The sequence below is a fragment of the Acinetobacter sp. YH12046 genome (assembly GCF_013419905.1).
Taxonomy (GTDB): Bacteria; Pseudomonadota; Gammaproteobacteria; order Pseudomonadales; family Moraxellaceae; genus Acinetobacter.
In genome coordinates, this window is the sequence record NZ_VOZF01000004.1 from 121,034 (window position 1) to 137,333 (window position 16,300).

Here is a 16,300-nt window from a genome sequence, read left to right on the forward strand (position 1 = left end):
CTTCTATTTAATTATTTAGTTTGATTATTAAACAATTAAAAATATATAAACTTATTCCTTCTTAAATTTATTTTATATTCTTAGTCGATAATAAATAAGCCCGAGAATTTACCATTCAATAAAATAAAACTAATTTTATTGATTTATTGAAAAAATAAAAAAAATACCTATTTGTAGTTTTTTTATACCCAGTATCTACAAAGCTAAGTTGTCAGTGATACATTTTTGTGGGATAAGTAAATAAAGGAATAGACAATTTGCAAATTGAAAATCCAGTCTTTTGCCCTGATAAATCATCTACCACGATCACAAACGATATAGACTTTTGGAGAGCCGCTCAGGTGACTAAACAATATCTGACTCATCGTTGTCTGATTGCGCCACCCCATGCAAGTGACGATTTTTTTGCCCATACGGTCATTTATCTGGCTCGTCATGATGAAGATGGTGCTCAAGGGATTATTATTAACCGCCCTGCTGGCATTCAAATTAAAGAATTGCTGAATGATCTGGACATTGAGGCGGATAATGTCAATCCCCATGAAGTGTTGCAAGGTGGACCTTTGCGACCAGAGGCCGGTTTTGTCCTGCATACCGGTCAGCCGACCTGGCATTCTTCTATTGCTGTGGGTGAAAATGTTTGTATTACCACATCTAAAGATATTCTGGATGCGATTGCGCATAATGAAGGTGTAGGCCGCTATCAGATCGCCTTGGGTTATGCGAGCTGGGGCAAACATCAGCTTGAAGAAGAGATTGCCCGGGGTGACTGGCTGATCTGTGAATCCGATATGGACCTGATTTTTAACTTACCTTATAACGACCGCTGGGATGCTGCCTATAAAAAAATGGGCGTAGACCGAACCTGGTTATCTTCCGAGATTGGACATGCCTGATGTAAACGCGCCAAACACCATTATGGCGTTTGATTTTGGTACACAGAAAATGGGAATGGCAGTCGGCCAATCCCTGATTGAAAGTGCCAATCCCCTCCCTTTATTTCCCATGAAAGATGGGATCCCGAACTGGGATGAGTTACTGAAAATCGTAAAAATTTATCAGCCAGGCTTATTTTTAGTTGGTCTGCCACTGAATATGGATGATAGTGAATCTGAACTGTCGATACGGGCACGTAAATTTGCCCGCCGTTTACGTCATCAGACCAATATTGAAACCTTGATGGTGGATGAACGCCTGACCACTCGTGAAGCACGGGATGAACTGGATCATTATCAGGCACAAGGTCGCGGCAAAAAATTGTCTGCGGACAGTATTGCTGCTGCCCTCTTGATTGAAAGCTGGTATAGGCATCCGGCTGGACTGCAACCCTAAATTTCTTTTAAATATAAGCAATAGCATCTTTCGAGATGCTATTTTTTTTGAATTGAAGAATCTCTTTTTTAGTTCATTGGGGTACTTTTAATCTAAAAACAATAGAGTGCCTTCATCAATCATTTTTTAATTATTCAACAATGAGCAAAGAAACTCCCTCATTCTCACTTTCTCCCTGAGGGAGAAGAAATTTTAAATACTAATGAAATAACATTTTTTGTTTTACAAAAGAGATTTAACTAAGGAAAAAAATAACGAAAAGTCAGGTTAATTCTAGGCTCCAGAACCCGAGTCGTTTTCCGAATACAATGTTTCCAGTAGTGTTGAGTCTGTCCACGCATCACAATCAACTGTCCACTTTGTAAAAGCAGATCTAATGTTTTATTTTCCGTTTTATGTTTAAAACTCATCTTGCGGGTTGCACCCAGACTGAGGGATGCAATCACATTTTCTTGAGATGTTCCTTGATATAGAGCAGCTTCATCATCACTATGCCAGCCCAGACCTTGCGAACCATCTTCATATAAATTGGCCAGGCAGGAATTAAAGGAATGGCCCACCAATTTTTCAATATGCTGCTTTAACCGAAATAGCCCCGGTGTCCAGATATGAGCTTGTTTGAAACTTCCGGAATAATGATATTGATAGTGTTCATCACCATACCAGACGACTTTTCGCCCAGTAATATAATGCTTACCAAATAAAGTGACTTCATCCGCTTGCCAGGCCAGATGAGCTAGAAAATGCTGTAAATATTGCTGGCTCTGCTGCTCATTTAAAATCTGGCCATAATCCTCTACCACCCCATCAAAGGGTAATAGATTAGCTTGAGGTTCTGGCGCAAACAGGTCCAAAGTCATTTTAAAATCAGTCTAAAAATTTCAGTATCTTGCTGAAAAGATTGAGACTTATCCAGAGAAATTACAATCTAATTTCACAAATAAATACAACATTTACTCTTGTGAGTACCTTTATTCCTGCCTAGACTAAATTCAACTTTGACAATAAAAATAATTGCTTATGAATTTATGGCAGCTGTTTTTAAAACTTCGTCCCTTTGTCAGCCCTTATCGGCTCCTGGTGATTGCGACCCTCATTCTGACCCTGATCGGTTCCTTTACTGCTCAGGTCAATGCACTGACTCTGCAATATGCAGTCGACAGCATCAATGCACTGCTGGAACAAGGACAGGGACTGGATGAAGGCTGGCATATTCTGGTCACTATCTCTGCCATTTTACTCGGTAAAGAAGTGGTGAATGCGCTGGTCCAGTTTGGGCAGAAGTTTTATGGAGAAAAGCTGCGGATTTTTATTTCCCAAGATCTGGCTCAAGGCATTATTGAAAAGTTTTTAAAATACCGGCTGGCATTTTTTAATCAGGATAATAATCAGGCTGGAAAATTACAGACCCGGATTGACCGCGGAATTGGCTCCCTCACCCGATTGGTCCAGATCTTTTTCATTGATATTTTTCCTCTATTCACCAGTGCAATTGTCGCGCTAGGACTGATGTACTATGCCAATTTTTATGTCGGACTGGTTGCCACAGCGATTGTGCCGATCTACTTCTGGCTCACCTATAAACAGGCACAAAAACTCGGAGGATGGCGCCGTAGTCTGAGAGATGGCCGGGAAAAAAAGAGTCAAGGCATTCTCAGCATCATCAATTCAATTACGGTCATCAAATCCTTTAACCGAGAATCAATTGAATCAGACAAGCAGCTGAGCTTACAGCGTGAGCTGACCGATAACCAGATGAAAACCCGGCAGACCAGCTTCCTGTTTGATGGCCTAAAAACCTTTATTGAACAGATCGGCATAGTGCTGATTATTATTCTGACCTCCTATTTTGTACTCGATGGCCAGATGAGTATCGGCATGATCATGTACCATGTGCTGCTCTTTAATAACGTCTCTGCCCCGATTCGCTCGCTGCACCGGATTTATGATGAAGTGAATGATGCCATGATCTATTCAGAAAGCTTCTTTAATATTCTGGAAGCGGATGCTGAAATTGAACAGAGTGGCCAGCAAAAACCACCTGTCCAAGGCCGATTTGAGCTAAGTGGCGTGAATTTTTATTATCCGAATGGGCATCATGCTTTAAAAGATATCAATATGGAAATCCGCCCCAATACCATTACCGCACTGGTAGGATTATCGGGAGCCGGAAAATCAACCTTGATCAGTCTGCTAGATAAATTTTATGAACCACAGGAAGGCCAGATCAAGCTGGATGGGATTGATTTAAAAGATTATGACACTCAATATTTACGTGATCATATCGGATTGGTACTACAGAAAAACCATATTTTCCAGGGCACAATTTTTGACAATATCCGTTATGGCAAAACCAATGCCAGTATGGAGGAGGTGATTGCAGCTGCTCAAAAAGCCTCGATTCATGAACAGATTTTACAGCTACCGGATAGCTATGATTCCGATGCCCTGCAACTGTCCGGCGGTCAGCAACAGCGGATTGCCATCGCACGGATGTTCCTGAAAAACCCGCCGATTATTTTTCTGGACGAGCCGACGGCGAGTCTGGATGCCATTGCGACAGAACAGATCAAACAAAGTCTGGATCAGATCAAGCAAGGCCGTACCGTGATTATTATTTCGCATAGCCTGTCTCAAATTATTGATGCAGACTATACCTATGTGATGAAAGAAGGTTGTATTGCCGAACACGGTGAACATGACGCGCTTTATCATCAGGACGGCGTATATAAGGAAATTTTCGATGCGATGGCCAAGAGCCTGAATATTGAAAAAATTGCCAAGACTTTTGAAGATGATGCAGAGGAAGAAACGCATAGTTAGCTCTTCATTAGACTATCCCTAAAAAAGAAAAGCGGTCTTTAAAGACCGCTTAAAATCAAAATATCATGATCCAGATTTAAAAATGCACAATCCATTCACCCCTGATATAACGATAATCGTAATTCGGACCATAGAACGAAGCACTGCGGTTATAGCCAGCATTCATCCGCAGAAATTGCGAGCCACGAACAGGACTTTGTAGGTTAAGTTCGAATAGCCGGGTAGACTGGCTCGGATCCTGATTAATTTTTTCTCGACCAAAGCCTGCAGTTAAGCCTGCAGACCAGCCAGCGAAGCGCTGACGCCAACCAAGAGCGAGCATCGATTCTTGATAATCTTCTGGGTTGAAGTACTCTCTACCCACATTAAAATACTAGGATGTTTAATGAATGCCTCAATCATGCCACGAGCCCAACGCTGACGCTGTTTAACAAACACTTTAAGCGTCGTCGGTGCATTGGTAAACAGGCAGGCATCCTCACAATGGCCAATCCGATAACCTGCATTTAACAAGGCCCAGGTCAGTACAATATCTTCACCTACACATTCAGGCCAGCCGCCGACTTCAATCAGGGCATTACGGTCATAAATAGAGAAAGCACCTTGCGCTACCAGAGTTCCCTGATAAAGAGATTGCAGGCGTTTGGTTGCCGAGATACCCAGAAAATAATCCCATTCCTGAGTTTTGGTCAGCAGATTGGTACGCGAATTACGTACCAGAATTTTACCTGCAACCGCACGTGTATTTGGAGGATCTGCCACATAGCGCTCAACAATATTAATCAGAGCAATACGATGGAGATAAGAATCCGCATCGATGGTAATCACCAGATCATGTTCGGCAAGTTTCAGGCCTTCATTTAAGGCATGCGCCTTCCCTGCATTTTGCTTTAAATCTAGTAAAGTCAGCCAGGGAAATCTTGATTCTGCTTTGCGGACAATCTCTGCGGTTTCATCCTGAGAACCATCATTAATCACAATAACCTGTAATTTTCCCGGATATTTTTGCTGGTTAATACTGACCAAAGTGTCTTCAATTGACGCGGCTTCATTGTAAGCAGCCACCAACATGGTAATCCCTGGATAAACTGCTAATGGCTGGCGTTTAGGGCGTCTGTCCATCATCAGGCTTAATGCCGCAAATGAGTTCATAAATCCTGGAATAATGGCAATACCATAAATCAGAAAAATAGCCCAAAAGTAACCAACATAAGTGCTCAAATCATGCAACCAGTCCTGAGCAATCCAGATGGAAAATACGGTCCAAAAACACGCACCCATTAACGCGATCACAAACTTTAACTGCACAGAAAAATAAATTCGGGAAGCTTCTCTTTGACTTTCATCAATGATCATGAATTTTCTCTTAAATATATAATTTCACTGAGTAAATTAATGCAGGGTTAGGTTTAGACCAGAAGTATGTGACTGATAACAAAAGAGCTTCGTTTTTCTTTCTTATCTATAGGTTTGATGAGCACATGAAAAAATCTTTTCACTTTCTGAAAATGATTCCATTTTCATAAATCAACCCGCATTTTGCTAAGTTATATACAACTTTTGTATGTTTTTTGATAAATAGTTCACATTTCTTTTAATTAAATTTATAAAGCTTATTAGTAATTGTTATTTATGTGATTTTTCTCATAGCAATATTAGGGAACACCTATCCTATCTAGCTTTCACAATATCAAGAACATATTTTTGAAATAAAAAAACCTACATAATGCAGGCTTTTTACTATTATTTAGTTTTAATTAACGTTGAAATTTTTGCTCAATTTCTTCGACACTGCTATGCCGTACATCCAGGCCCTTGACCATATAAATGACCTGTTCCGAAATATTACGTGCATGATCTCCAATGCGTTCCAGCGAACGTAGTACCCAAAGTACATTAATCACCCGACTAATATGCCGTGGATCTTCAATCATATAGGTCATTAAAGTACGGGTAGCGGACTGATATTCCCGGTCAATGTCGGCATCGGCCTGCATCACGCGCAGCGCTTGGTCTACATCCAGACGAGCAAAGGCATCCAATGCATCATGAATCATCACTCGAACTTGGTTACCAATATGTCGGGTTTCCATATAACCGCGTGGTGAACCACCCTCTTCACACAAAGTCTGGGCAATACGGGCAATTTTCGATGCTTCATCTCCAATCCGTTCCAGATCGGTATTGGCCTTGGACATGGCAAGCACCATGCGCAGATCAATAGCAGCAGGATGACGGCGAGCCAAAATCAGGGTGAGTGCCTCATCAATTTCACCTTCCAGGCGGTTCACAATATTGTCCTGAAACTGCACATCGACCGCCATGGCAGCATCTGTATCCAGCAGCGCATGAATGGCATTGGCTACCTGCTGTTCTACCATGCCACCCATGGTCATGAACTTGGTATTTACATCCTGCAATTCTTCATTGAATTGCGAAGAAATATGATGACTGAGCACAGGATTATTGGGACTCAAGGAAATCTACTCCAGAACAGGAAAAGGCAAGAACACATCATGAAATGTCATTAAAGCATGACCATCATGAAAGTTTGATGACAACTCATTAGTCGTCTTTAAGAACGGTCATATTCAATGAGCCAGGCATTCATCTCTGCCAGTTCCTTTTCTGTCAATTGTCCTACTGAAGCCTGTAATTGCAGTACATGCAGCAAATAATCATATTTGGCATTCAGATAGTCAGTCTTAGCAGAGAAGGCATTACGCTGCGCCAGCAATACATCCACCATGGTTTTTAAACCTTCCTGATATTGAGCTCTGGAAGCTTGAGAAACGATATCTGAAGACTGCATCGCTGCTTTACGTGCATTCAGCTTGGCCTCATCCGTTTCTACCTGCAGATAAGACTGTTTGACATCGGTGTTGGCTTTGCGAATGGCAGCATCCAGTTGGGCTTCACTTCGCTGCACATTTACGCCGGCCTGACGAATACTTTTTTGGGTTCGGCCCCCGGTAAACAGGTTCCAGTTGACCTCGACGCCAATCTGGTCAAAATCACCATTGGTTGATAACACTGTTTCAGGAGTCTGCTTTAAATAGCCATAGGTTCCGACGGCTTCAACCTGAGGATAGAGAGCCGCCTGCTCTACCCGCTTGGCATCTTCCGAATAGCGTTTCTGCAAACGGGCCTGTAGAATTTCCAGATTCTGGTTTTGTGCCAGTTCGGTCCAGGAACCGATATTACTCGGAACAGGTTTCTGGAACTGGAAATCCTCACGCAGAACCGCCAGATTTTCCTGATAAGGTCCAATCAGCTGTGCCAACTGTTCCTGAGCTAGAACCAACTGCACCTGTGTAGAAATTCGGTTGGCCTGAGCACTCTGATATTGGGCATTGGCTTCACTGACATCACTTCTCGCTACGAGCCCTTCTCGAAGTTTGGCATTCATCATCCTTAACTGTTCTGATAAAGCCTGCTCTTCCTGTAAATAAGCTGTGGTTAAAGACTGCTGACGTAAAACATTAAAATAGGCTTCTGCCACCTGCAAAATATGCTGCTGCTTTTGCAGACGTAAATTAACTTCACTGAGTTCTACCGAGGTTTTGACCTGCTTATAACCCTGCCAGGCATCCCAGCGGAATAAAGGCTGACGTGCAGTGACTGCAATCTGACGCGTGGTCGTACTCGAACCTTGTAGTTCCCCAAATTCGGCAGGCAAACCTTCTATCGATGAATTATCAGCAGACTGGTTTTTACGGGTTACATTTCCAGATAAAGTCACAGTCGGCAATAAATTTCCGCTGGCAATGCCCAGATTGAGCTGGTCCGACTGGTATTGCAACAGATTCGCCTGCCAGTTCGGATCATTCTGCTGGGCACGCTGATAAGCTTCAAGCAGATCCAGCGCAAACAGTGTCGGACTGACACCCAATAAACAGGCACTGACGATGAGTTTTAATTTCATTTTATAGTTTTCACCCCTACAGCCATTTCAATCATCAGATTAAGGCGCTTTAAACCCAGCAATACTAAAGATTTCTTTTGATTTTTTACGTATGACTTTTATTAATTTTCTCTTATAGATCCACGATTTTATTCAATATTCCTCCTATTTTCCCCTTCCTGCATCCTAGCTTAACAAAGCCATTCACAATACTACACATAGAACTTGAATTAGATCTATACAATATAGCTCCCAGTAAGGCAGTTATTTCTGATTTCATCTATATAGAGTCCTGAAGCATAGTGTTAACGCGAATTCATTCGATATTCAAAGTTTGTTTTGTTTTCAGTAGCTTGCTGTTCGTAGGCGGATGCCAGCAATCCTCAGAACCGCAAGTTGAAATGGAACAGGCCGAGGTTAAAACCGTTCAATCTCCCGCGAACGATTTCACCCTCATGTGTGAAAATATTGAAAAAAACATGTCCCAGATTAATGAACAGCGCACCACTTTTGCACTGGAACAGATTAATCAGGACCTTAAAGTGTGTCTGCCGCTCATGGAACTGGCCGAGCAGAAACACCTGATGCAGCGTTCCACAGAAATGTATCAACGCTTCCTGCATGTGGAACGTACCGAATTTCAGCAGCGTGCTTTCGAGCAATATGCCTTAGATATGGCTCAGCATCCTACTATTCAGCAAAGCCACTTTGAACAGTTGACCACACGCGACCAGTATTTATTGAAGCATAAAGGTCAGGCCTATGTAGAACTCTTAGATCAGGGCAATGGCACGTTGCAATATCGTCGTAGCCCGGAATATCTGGTACGTATCTTTGCGCCGTATTTACCAGCTGCCGAAAAAGTATTTATTGAAAATCTGGCTGAGCAGAATATGGAACCGGTCTTGGTCGAAAAACGCTTACAGCTTGAAGCTGCCAATATTGCCGCTCGCGCTTTATTCTGGGAAGATTATCTGCAAACTTATCCGAAAAGTAGCTATCAGCGCGATGCCGAATATCTGCTGAAACAATATACTTATTTCCTGTTCAGAGGCAGCGAACAATCGCCAATCTCTGAGGATTATCGTGACCGTTATTCAGTAGAAACCAGCCATCTGGAAACTATTATTGGTCTAGCGCGTGGTCAGAAATCCAAGTTATCGACACAGGCGCAATTATTTTTAGAGTTTCTGGACATGAATCCTGAACAGCGTCAGCGTGCCTTAGCTGCGGAATATCGTGACCGTTCCAGCACTGAACAGATTTTATATTATGCTCAAGTCACCCCACCCTCGCAGAACTATGGTAAAGACTGCTTTAAGGATGCGATCTGTCTTTAAAACAATCTTTTCTTAAAAATCGATGAGATAGCCGAAAATCAGCAACTCCTCCCAATTTAAAGCTACTTTTTAAATACCAACTAAGCTAAGATTTAGCCTCGCTTGACGGAGCGCGAGTAATAACTCGCTGAGATCACTTAAATCAGCCTTTTCGGCCATTTGATAGTGAGTACCGTTGAACCTGATCAGGTTAATACCTGCGTAGGAATCAAGCCATCTAAAAACGACTACCCTTGTTTTATCTACTCCCAGATAATTCTGTCCACGTTTTTGGTCGTGCTTGATTCGTTGATGTCATTCATAAGGATCATTGCAATGAGCCAGTTAACGAATCTTTCTTCTGAAACTCCCCTTACTCCACACGAGCAGGAAGCGCGCGATCTGACCCGCATTCTGCCGGCTTCCCGTAAAGTTTATCTGCAAGGCTCGCGTCCTGATATTCAGGTGCCCATGCGAGAAATTTCTCTCAGCGAAACTCCGACTGGTCTGGGCGGTGAATATAATGCACCGTTGATGGTCTATGACACTTCAGGGGTTTATACCGATCCAAATGTTGAAATTGATCTGAATAAAGGCCTACCAAATCTGCGTGAAGGCTGGATTGAACAGCGTAATGACACAGAAATGCTGGATGATTTAAGTTCTGAGTTTGGTCGCCAACGTCTGCGTGATATCCGTACTGCCAATATCCGCTTTGCCCATATTCAGAAACCACGCCGGGCTAAACTTGGCCAGAATGTGACCCAGATGCACTATGCCAAACAGGGCATTATTACGCCGGAAATGGAATATATCGCGATTCGGGAAAACTTGCGTCAGCTGGAAGGGACCGATATGCGTCAGCATCCGGGACAGAATTTTGGTGCCAAAAATTTACAGGAAATCACCCCTGAATTTGTCCGTCAGGAAGTCGCTGCAGGCCGTGCCATTATTCCTGCCAATATCAATCACCCTGAACTGGAACCAATGATTATTGGTCGCAATTTCCTGGTCAAGATTAATGCCAACATCGGTAACTCGGCACTGGGTTCATCCATTGAAGAAGAAGTTTCAAAAATGACCTGGGCAACCCGCTGGGGTGCCGACACCATTATGGATCTGTCGACTGGTCAGAATATTCATGAAACCCGTGAATGGATTATCCGTAACTCTCCAGTGCCAATCGGTACCGTACCAATTTATCAGGCACTAGAAAAAGTCAACGGTGTAGCTGAAGACCTGACCTGGGAAATCTTTAAAGATACCTTGATTGAACAGGCTGAACAGGGCGTGGATTACTTCACGATTCATGCCGGTGTGTTACTTCGTTATGTACCACTGACCGCGAATCGTTTGACTGGCATCGTATCGCGTGGTGGTTCGATCATGGCACAGTGGTGTCTGGCACATCATCAGGAAAACTTCCTCTATACTCATTTCGATGAAATTTGTGAAATCATGAAAGCCTATGATGTGTCTTTCAGCCTTGGGGATGGCTTACGTCCGGGCTGTATTCAGGATGCCAATGACGAAGCGCAATTTGCCGAGCTACGGACTTTGGGTGAACTAACGCATCGTGCCTGGGAACATGATGTACAGGTGATGATCGAAGGTCCTGGCCATGTACCGATGCATATGATTAAGGAAAATATGGATCTACAGCTGGAAGTCTGTAAGGAAGCGCCTTTTTATACTCTTGGGCCGTTAACCACAGATATCGCACCGGGTTATGACCACATTACTTCGGCGATAGGTGCCGCGATGATTGGCTGGTACGGTACGGCAATGCTTTGCTATGTGACACCGAAAGAACATTTAGGCTTGCCGAACAAGAAAGATGTGAAAGACGGCATCATTACCTACAAGATTGCCGCACATGCTGCCGACTTGGCCAAAGGTCATCCGGGAGCACAAGCGCGTGACAATGCCCTGTCCAAAGCCCGCTTTGAATTCCGTTGGGAAGATCAGTTTAACTTGAGTCTAGATCCGGACACAGCACGCAGCATGCATGATGAAACCATGCCCAAAGCGGCACATAAATCGGCTCACTTCTGCTCAATGTGCGGACCAAAGTTCTGTTCAATGAAAATCACCCAGAATGTGCGGGATTATGCCAGCCAGTTATCTGCTGATGAAACCCCGGCTGTAACGCAGGCAGAGATTGAAGCCGGCCTCAACCAGATGAAAAACGATTTCCACAGCTCTGGTCAAAAATTGTACCACAAGGTGTAAAACCGTAAAAAAAACAGTTGTTTTCATAAAAATCTCAGATAGGATGAAAAAAATAAGTTATTTCATCCTTTTCTGAGTTATGAATATTATTAAACAAGCCTCTTATAATAAAAAAGATTTTAGGATAGAGGCCCGTGAGTTTTTATATCGGGGATTTATTCAGGTGGAAAAAGTCACGTTAAGTCATCGTGTCTTCCATCAGGAATCTTATACACCTGCATTGCAGCGTGAGCTCATCCATCGTCCTGAAGCCGCTGGGGTACTGCTGTATAACGATCAACAGCAAAAATTCGGCTTGATTGAACAGTTCCGTATTGGCGGACTGGATGATCAGGATACGCCATGGCAACTAGAAGTCATTGCCGGTGTACTGGATGGCGATGAAACGCCTGAGACATGTATTCGCCGCGAAGCTTTCGAAGAGTCAGGCTGCACTGTTGATTCCTTACAGCATCTTTTCAGTTTCTACCCTTCTGCCGGTGCCTGCTCGGAACTGTTTCATCTTTATGTCGCCCAGACTGAACTGCCTGAAAAAGGCGGTATTTTTGGTATGCCGGATGAAGGGGAAAATATCCAGCTGCACATTCTGGATTATGCCGATATTCCGACCTTGCTGAGTAATGGTCGCCTTAGAAATGCACCTGTGATTATGGCCTTACAATGGCTACAACAGCATCAACAGGCTGTCCCGTCAGGTTTAAGGGGGCAGACATGACATCGGAAAAATTCAATCCTGCATCGACACAAGAATGGACCATTATCCAGATTTCTGACACCCATTTGATGGATCAGCCCAATCTGGAATTCGCGAATATGAATCCCGAGCAGAGCTTCCATGAAGTCATGCAGCATATTCAGCACAATTTTCCAGAAATGGATGCACTCGTACATACCGGTGATCTGGCACAGGTGCCGATCGCAGAAACCTATACACGTTATTTAAAATATATCCAGTCTTGCCAGGTGCCCTATTACCAGATTCCGGGCAATCATGATGACATCAAGGTCTTTCCTTTTTATCAGGATCGAGATCAGGCTCATGCGATTCATTTTGGCAACTGGACCCTGATTTTACTAAATAGTGCAGTCCAGGATCGGATAGATGGTTGGGTAGAGCAGGCTCAACTGGAACAGCTAGACCAATTATTGCTTGAATATCGTAATCAGCATGTGGTTGTGGCTTGCCATCATCATCCTTTTGCGATGAAGTCGCACTGGATTGACCAGCACCGGCTAAAGAATGCCGAAGATCTGAAAGATGTACTGGCCCGGCACCAGAATGTGAAGCTGGTTCTGTTTGGTCATGTGCATCAGGATTCCTGCAATGAATGGCACGGTATCCAGTTTTTATCGACGCCATCGACCAGCGTACAGTTCAAACCCAAGAGTGATGAATTCGCGCTAGACCAGGCAGCACCTGGCTATCGTGTATTACATTTGAAACAAAATGGGGAGTTCGATACACATATCGAACGTGTGACCTTAAGCCAGCAAAATATTAATACCGAAATTTCAGGTTATTAACTTTGCATTTTATTTTTTTTGAATTACTTTATTGCAACCAAAGGAAATGTGATATCTATAATCCAGACATCAAAGACTATCAAAAAGCATAAAAAGTCTATATGATGACGACCCCCGTAGGAGGATAATCTTTCTACAGGGTGGATAAAAATTGCATATCACCATATTTTTTGCGTATTAACATACGCATATGATGAGGAATGCCCTAAATGGCGAATGACAACCAAAATCAAGTCTTAGACGAACAAACTGATGTTGTAGAGGAAAAACCTACAAAACGTGTGCGCAAATCTAAGCCGAAAACGACTGAGGGTGGTTCTACTGCTAGCTTATTTGGTATTGAACCTTATCAACCTAAAAAAAATGAAGAATACATGTCTGAAGGGCAGCTTGAACACTTCCGCCAAATCTTGATGGCATGGAAAGCTGAACTGATGTCAGAAGTTGATCGTACTTTAAATACGATGCAAGACGAAAACACTGCACTCCCTGATGTAAACGACCGTGCGACTCAGGAAGAAGAATTTGCCATCGAACTTCGTACTCGTGACCGTGAACGTAAATTGATCCGCAAAATCGAGCAATCTATCGAAGCGATTAAAAACGATGACTACGGTTTCTGTGAAACTTGTGGTATCGAAATTGGTCTGCGCCGTCTAGAAGCACGTCCAACTGCAACGTTATGTATCGACTGCAAAACTTTGGCAGAGATCAAAGAGAAGCAAAATAACGGTTAAGCATGTCTTTAAGTAATCCCTCCCTGACCCTCCCTTTATCAAAGGAAGGGAAAGCTGAAGAGAATTACGTGGGCCGGTTCGCGCCATCGCCAACCGGCCCTTTGCATTTTGGTTCACTCATTACCGCAGTCGCTAGCTACTGTGATGCCAAAGCCCATCAGGGGCGCTGGCTAGTCCGCATTGAAGATACCGACATCCCGCGAATTTATCCCGGCAGCGAAGAACATATTTTGCGTGCCTTGGATGCTTTTGAATTCGAGCCAGATGGAGAAATCATTTACCAGAAAGACCGTCTGGATATTTACGAAAATGTGATCCAACAACTGCGTCAGCAGGGTCTGGTCTATGCCTGCCAATGTACCCGCAAAATGCTGGGTTCTAATCATATTTATCAGGACACCTGTCGTGACTTAGGTTTGTCTTTTGAACATCAGGCAATTCGGGTCAAGGTTGAAGATGTTGAAATCTGTTTTGAAGACCGTCTGCAAGGCCGACACTGCTCACAACTGAAAAAGGACTTGGGCGATTTTGTCTTAAAACGCCGTGATGGCATCATCAATTATCAGTTGGCAGTTGTGGTCGATGACTATCTGCAAGGCATGACCCATGTAGTCCGTGGTGCAGACCTTTTGGACAACACTGAACGTCAGATTTACCTAGGTCAATTACTAGGTTATCCGCGTTTAAGCTATATGCATTTACCACTGGCAATGAATGATCAGGGCCAAAAACTGTCCAAGCAAAATCTGGCGCAAGCACTGGATCTTGATCAAGCTCCCCTGCTCTTGCAAAAAGCACTTCAAGCCCTCTGTCAGGCGCCCGTAGAACTGGATCGCCCTGCTCGTATGCTCGAACAAGCCGTCGCACAATGGGATATCTCCCGAATCCCGCATACAACTGAGCTACAAGGTCACTATTTATAAAAACAGGTTTTCACTTAAGCTAAAAGCAATAACACAGGCGAGTGAGGGTCATAAAAATGTTTTTTATTTTTGGTGTAGGACCGAAAACCAAAGTCATTGAGAAAAGTCAGTTTCTTTGTCCAGTCTGCCGAACCCGTTCTGGGTATGAACTCAAACAGCAGCGTAATTATTTTTCTTTATTTTTTATTCCGCTGATTCCACTTTCCAAGGCGAAAAGTACTTTTGTGCGTTGCCTGAACTGTGGAACTGTCATGCCGAGCACAGTGCTTAACCATGCTCAGCCTGATCCACAGCGTCCGTCTAATCTAGAAGCTTGATTCTTCCCGACTTGGATTAACTTGTTGAGTCGTTGAGTCAATTTTCAGAATCAAACTGATCATCACTGCACAGACAATGAGTGATGAACCACCATAACTAATAAATGGCAGGGTCAAACCTTTGGTTGGCAATAGACCCATATTCATCCCGGCGTTTACCAGAATCTGTAACAGGAAAATGATACTGATCCCATAAGCCAGATAACCTGCGCGCAAGTATTGATGCTGCAAGGCACGATGTCCAATCCGGATACAGCAGACCATCACGGTAAAGGACAGAATCAGAATGGTAGAAATACCCAAGAAACCAAATTCTTCCCCTAAGATCGCCAACATAAAGTCAGTATGCGCTTCCGGCAGATATGACATTTTCTGGATACTATGGCCTAGCCCTACTCCGGTCCATTCACCACGACCAAACGCCATCAAGGCATTAGAAAGCTGATAACCGGTACCGAGCGGATCTTCCCAAGGATTCGAGAAAGACAATAAACGTTGTAAACGATAAGGTTCCAGAGCAATCGCAGCAGCAAATGCACCCAATAAAGTAATAAAAGCGACACCGAACTGAATCCAGGGTGCACCAGCCAGGAAGAATACACCGAGCATGGTCAGGGTGATTACCACTGTTGCCCCTAAGTCAGGCTCAAGAATAATCAGGCCAACGGTTGCACCCATGATGGCACTTAATCGTACCAAGCCTTTGATATTATTACGAACCTCTTCAGCACGACGGACTACATAGTCAGCGGTAAAAATCGCCATCATGACCTTAGCGACTTCGGAAGCCTGCAAGGTAAAACCGGCTACCCGAATCCAGCGCTTGGAGCCGTTTACTTCAGTCCCGACAAAGAGTACGGCGACCAGCAAAACAATGGTAATAATCCATAAAAAGAAAGTGTTATTGAACCAGACTTTTAATGGAACTTTATAGGCTAAAAAGGCTGCACCCGCCGCAACCAGAATCGAGATCGCATGTCGGGTCACATAATGGAAAGCATTCTCATGCATCCGTTCCGCATAAGGCATCGAAGCCGATGCCACCATGATCGAACCGATGCACAGCAAAGCCAGCACACAAAAAATCAGCACATTACGCGGATTAACTTCAGCGGGTAACTTAGGTACCCACTGCTGATAAAATTGATTAATTTTATTGATCGCAGTCTGAGCAAACTCAGCCATATCA

The 16,300-nt window shown here is 43.5% G+C and carries 16 protein-coding genes and 1 riboswitch; of the genes, 10 read left to right on the top strand and 6 right to left on the bottom strand.

The genetic code is table 11. From position 1 onward, the window contains the following. Positions 1-341: 341 nt before the first annotated feature. Both FTU03_RS04730 and ruvX read left to right on the top strand, forming a co-directional pair. Positions 342-896 (top strand): YqgE/AlgH family protein, encoded by a 555-nt coding sequence (locus FTU03_RS04730; protein WP_004787233.1) that lies wholly within the window; start codon positions 342-344, stop codon positions 894-896. Beyond that, complete coding sequence (gene ruvX / locus FTU03_RS04735; RefSeq protein ID WP_179992197.1) at positions 889-1,332, top strand: Holliday junction resolvase RuvX; 444 nt, start codon at positions 889-891, stop codon at positions 1,330-1,332. Before FTU03_RS04730 ends, ruvX begins: the two co-directional genes overlap by 8 nt. Before the next feature lie 239 nt (positions 1,333-1,571). Here ruvX and FTU03_RS04740 read toward each other — a convergent pair whose 3' ends face one another. Beyond that, positions 1,572-2,192, bottom strand: a complete 621-nt coding sequence (locus tag FTU03_RS04740; protein ID WP_179992198.1) for an alpha-ketoglutarate-dependent dioxygenase AlkB — start codon at positions 2,190-2,192, stop codon at positions 1,572-1,574. Positions 2,193-2,352: 160 nt separating this feature from the next. On the opposite strand from FTU03_RS04740, the gene FTU03_RS04745 reads away from it, so the two are divergent. After that, positions 2,353-4,155, top strand: a complete 1,803-nt coding sequence (locus tag FTU03_RS04745) for an ABC transporter ATP-binding protein (RefSeq protein WP_179992199.1) — start codon at positions 2,353-2,355, stop codon at positions 4,153-4,155. A 76-nt stretch (positions 4,156-4,231) separates the two neighbouring features. Here the strand turns inward: FTU03_RS04745 and FTU03_RS04750 are convergent, their stop codons facing one another. The 4 genes from FTU03_RS04750 to FTU03_RS04765 all read right to left on the bottom strand — a co-directional run bounded on the left by FTU03_RS04750 (position 4,232) and on the right by FTU03_RS04765 (position 8,080). After that, entirely contained in the window at positions 4,232-4,477 is a 246-nt protein-coding gene (locus FTU03_RS04750; protein WP_257225558.1) for a hypothetical protein, read from the bottom strand. After that, complete coding sequence (locus tag FTU03_RS04755; RefSeq protein WP_257225559.1) at positions 4,426-5,511, bottom strand: glycosyltransferase family 2 protein; 1,086 nt, start codon at positions 5,509-5,511, stop codon at positions 4,426-4,428. The genes FTU03_RS04750 and FTU03_RS04755 overlap by 52 nt, the downstream gene beginning before the upstream one ends. Positions 5,512-5,912: 401 nt before the next feature. After that, positions 5,913-6,632, bottom strand: a complete 720-nt coding sequence (gene phoU, locus FTU03_RS04760; RefSeq protein WP_034705351.1) for a phosphate signaling complex protein PhoU — start codon at positions 6,630-6,632, stop codon at positions 5,913-5,915. 98 nt (positions 6,633-6,730) lie between these two features. Beyond that, positions 6,731-8,080, bottom strand: coding sequence for a TolC family outer membrane protein (locus tag FTU03_RS04765; protein ID WP_034705354.1), 1,350 nt, complete (start codon positions 8,078-8,080; stop codon positions 6,731-6,733). A 281-nt stretch (positions 8,081-8,361) separates the two neighbouring features. Between FTU03_RS04765 and FTU03_RS04770 the strand changes: the two genes are divergently transcribed. The 7 genes from FTU03_RS04770 to FTU03_RS04800 all read left to right on the top strand — a co-directional run bounded on the left by FTU03_RS04770 (position 8,362) and on the right by FTU03_RS04800 (position 15,111). Beyond that, the gene (locus FTU03_RS04770; RefSeq protein ID WP_179992200.1) at positions 8,362-9,399 is read left to right on the top strand and encodes a hypothetical protein; all 1,038 of its coding nucleotides are present in this window, start codon (positions 8,362-8,364) and stop codon (positions 9,397-9,399) included. 96 nt (positions 9,400-9,495) lie between these two features. After that, positions 9,496-9,624, top strand: a riboswitch (TPP riboswitch). Positions 9,625-9,714: 90 nt separating this feature from the next. Continuing rightward, on the top strand, positions 9,715-11,610 hold the full coding sequence (thiC, locus tag FTU03_RS04775) for a phosphomethylpyrimidine synthase ThiC (protein ID WP_179992201.1): 1,896 nt from the start codon (positions 9,715-9,717) through the stop codon (positions 11,608-11,610). Between the two features lie 79 nt (positions 11,611-11,689). Next, positions 11,690-12,325 (top strand): NUDIX domain-containing protein, encoded by a 636-nt coding sequence (locus tag FTU03_RS04780; protein WP_179992202.1) that lies wholly within the window; start codon positions 11,690-11,692, stop codon positions 12,323-12,325. Then, on the top strand, positions 12,322-13,134 hold the full coding sequence (gene cpdA / locus FTU03_RS04785) for a 3',5'-cyclic-AMP phosphodiesterase (RefSeq protein WP_159124361.1): 813 nt from the start codon (positions 12,322-12,324) through the stop codon (positions 13,132-13,134). The genes FTU03_RS04780 and cpdA overlap by 4 nt, the downstream gene beginning before the upstream one ends. A 209-nt stretch (positions 13,135-13,343) precedes the next feature. Beyond that, positions 13,344-13,871 (top strand): RNA polymerase-binding protein DksA, encoded by a 528-nt coding sequence (dksA, locus tag FTU03_RS04790; protein WP_004787252.1) that lies wholly within the window; start codon positions 13,344-13,346, stop codon positions 13,869-13,871. A gap of 2 nt (positions 13,872-13,873) precedes the next feature. After that, positions 13,874-14,794: a tRNA glutamyl-Q(34) synthetase GluQRS gene (gene gluQRS, locus FTU03_RS04795; RefSeq protein ID WP_179992203.1), complete on the top strand. Its 921-nt coding sequence runs from the start codon at positions 13,874-13,876 to the stop codon at positions 14,792-14,794. A 56-nt stretch (positions 14,795-14,850) separates the two neighbouring features. Further along, positions 14,851-15,111 (top strand): zinc ribbon domain-containing protein, encoded by a 261-nt coding sequence (locus tag FTU03_RS04800; RefSeq protein WP_179992204.1) that lies wholly within the window; start codon positions 14,851-14,853, stop codon positions 15,109-15,111. Here the strand turns inward: FTU03_RS04800 and ftsW are convergent. After that, positions 15,100-16,296, bottom strand: coding sequence for a putative lipid II flippase FtsW (gene ftsW, locus FTU03_RS04805; RefSeq protein WP_004787257.1), 1,197 nt, complete (start codon positions 16,294-16,296; stop codon positions 15,100-15,102). The two genes, FTU03_RS04800 and ftsW, sit on opposite strands and share 12 nt — an antisense overlap. Positions 16,297-16,300 lie beyond the last annotated feature (4 nt).

Coding starts and splice junctions, on each gene's coding strand:
- FTU03_RS04780 (WP_179992202.1), top strand. CDS start 11,690: ATGAATATTATTAAACAAGCCTCTTATAATAAAAAAGATTTTAGGATA.
- ftsW (WP_004787257.1), bottom strand. CDS start 16,296: ATGGCTGAGTTTGCTCAGACTGCGATCAATAAAATTAATCAATTTTAT.
- cpdA (WP_159124361.1), top strand. CDS start 12,322: ATGACATCGGAAAAATTCAATCCTGCATCGACACAAGAATGGACCATT.
- gluQRS (WP_179992203.1), top strand. CDS start 13,874: ATGTCTTTAAGTAATCCCTCCCTGACCCTCCCTTTATCAAAGGAAGGG.
- ruvX (WP_179992197.1), top strand. CDS start 889: ATGCCTGATGTAAACGCGCCAAACACCATTATGGCGTTTGATTTTGGT.
- FTU03_RS04745 (WP_179992199.1), top strand. CDS start 2,353: ATGAATTTATGGCAGCTGTTTTTAAAACTTCGTCCCTTTGTCAGCCCT.
- FTU03_RS04750 (WP_257225558.1), bottom strand. CDS start 4,477: ATGCTCGCTCTTGGTTGGCGTCAGCGCTTCGCTGGCTGGTCTGCAGGC.
- FTU03_RS04765 (WP_034705354.1), bottom strand. CDS start 8,080: ATGAAATTAAAACTCATCGTCAGTGCCTGTTTATTGGGTGTCAGTCCG.
- FTU03_RS04755 (WP_257225559.1), bottom strand. CDS start 5,511: ATGATCATTGATGAAAGTCAAAGAGAAGCTTCCCGAATTTATTTTTCT.
- dksA (WP_004787252.1), top strand. CDS start 13,344: ATGGCGAATGACAACCAAAATCAAGTCTTAGACGAACAAACTGATGTT.
- FTU03_RS04800 (WP_179992204.1), top strand. CDS start 14,851: ATGTTTTTTATTTTTGGTGTAGGACCGAAAACCAAAGTCATTGAGAAA.
- thiC (WP_179992201.1), top strand. CDS start 9,715: ATGAGCCAGTTAACGAATCTTTCTTCTGAAACTCCCCTTACTCCACAC.
- FTU03_RS04740 (WP_179992198.1), bottom strand. CDS start 2,192: ATGACTTTGGACCTGTTTGCGCCAGAACCTCAAGCTAATCTATTACCC.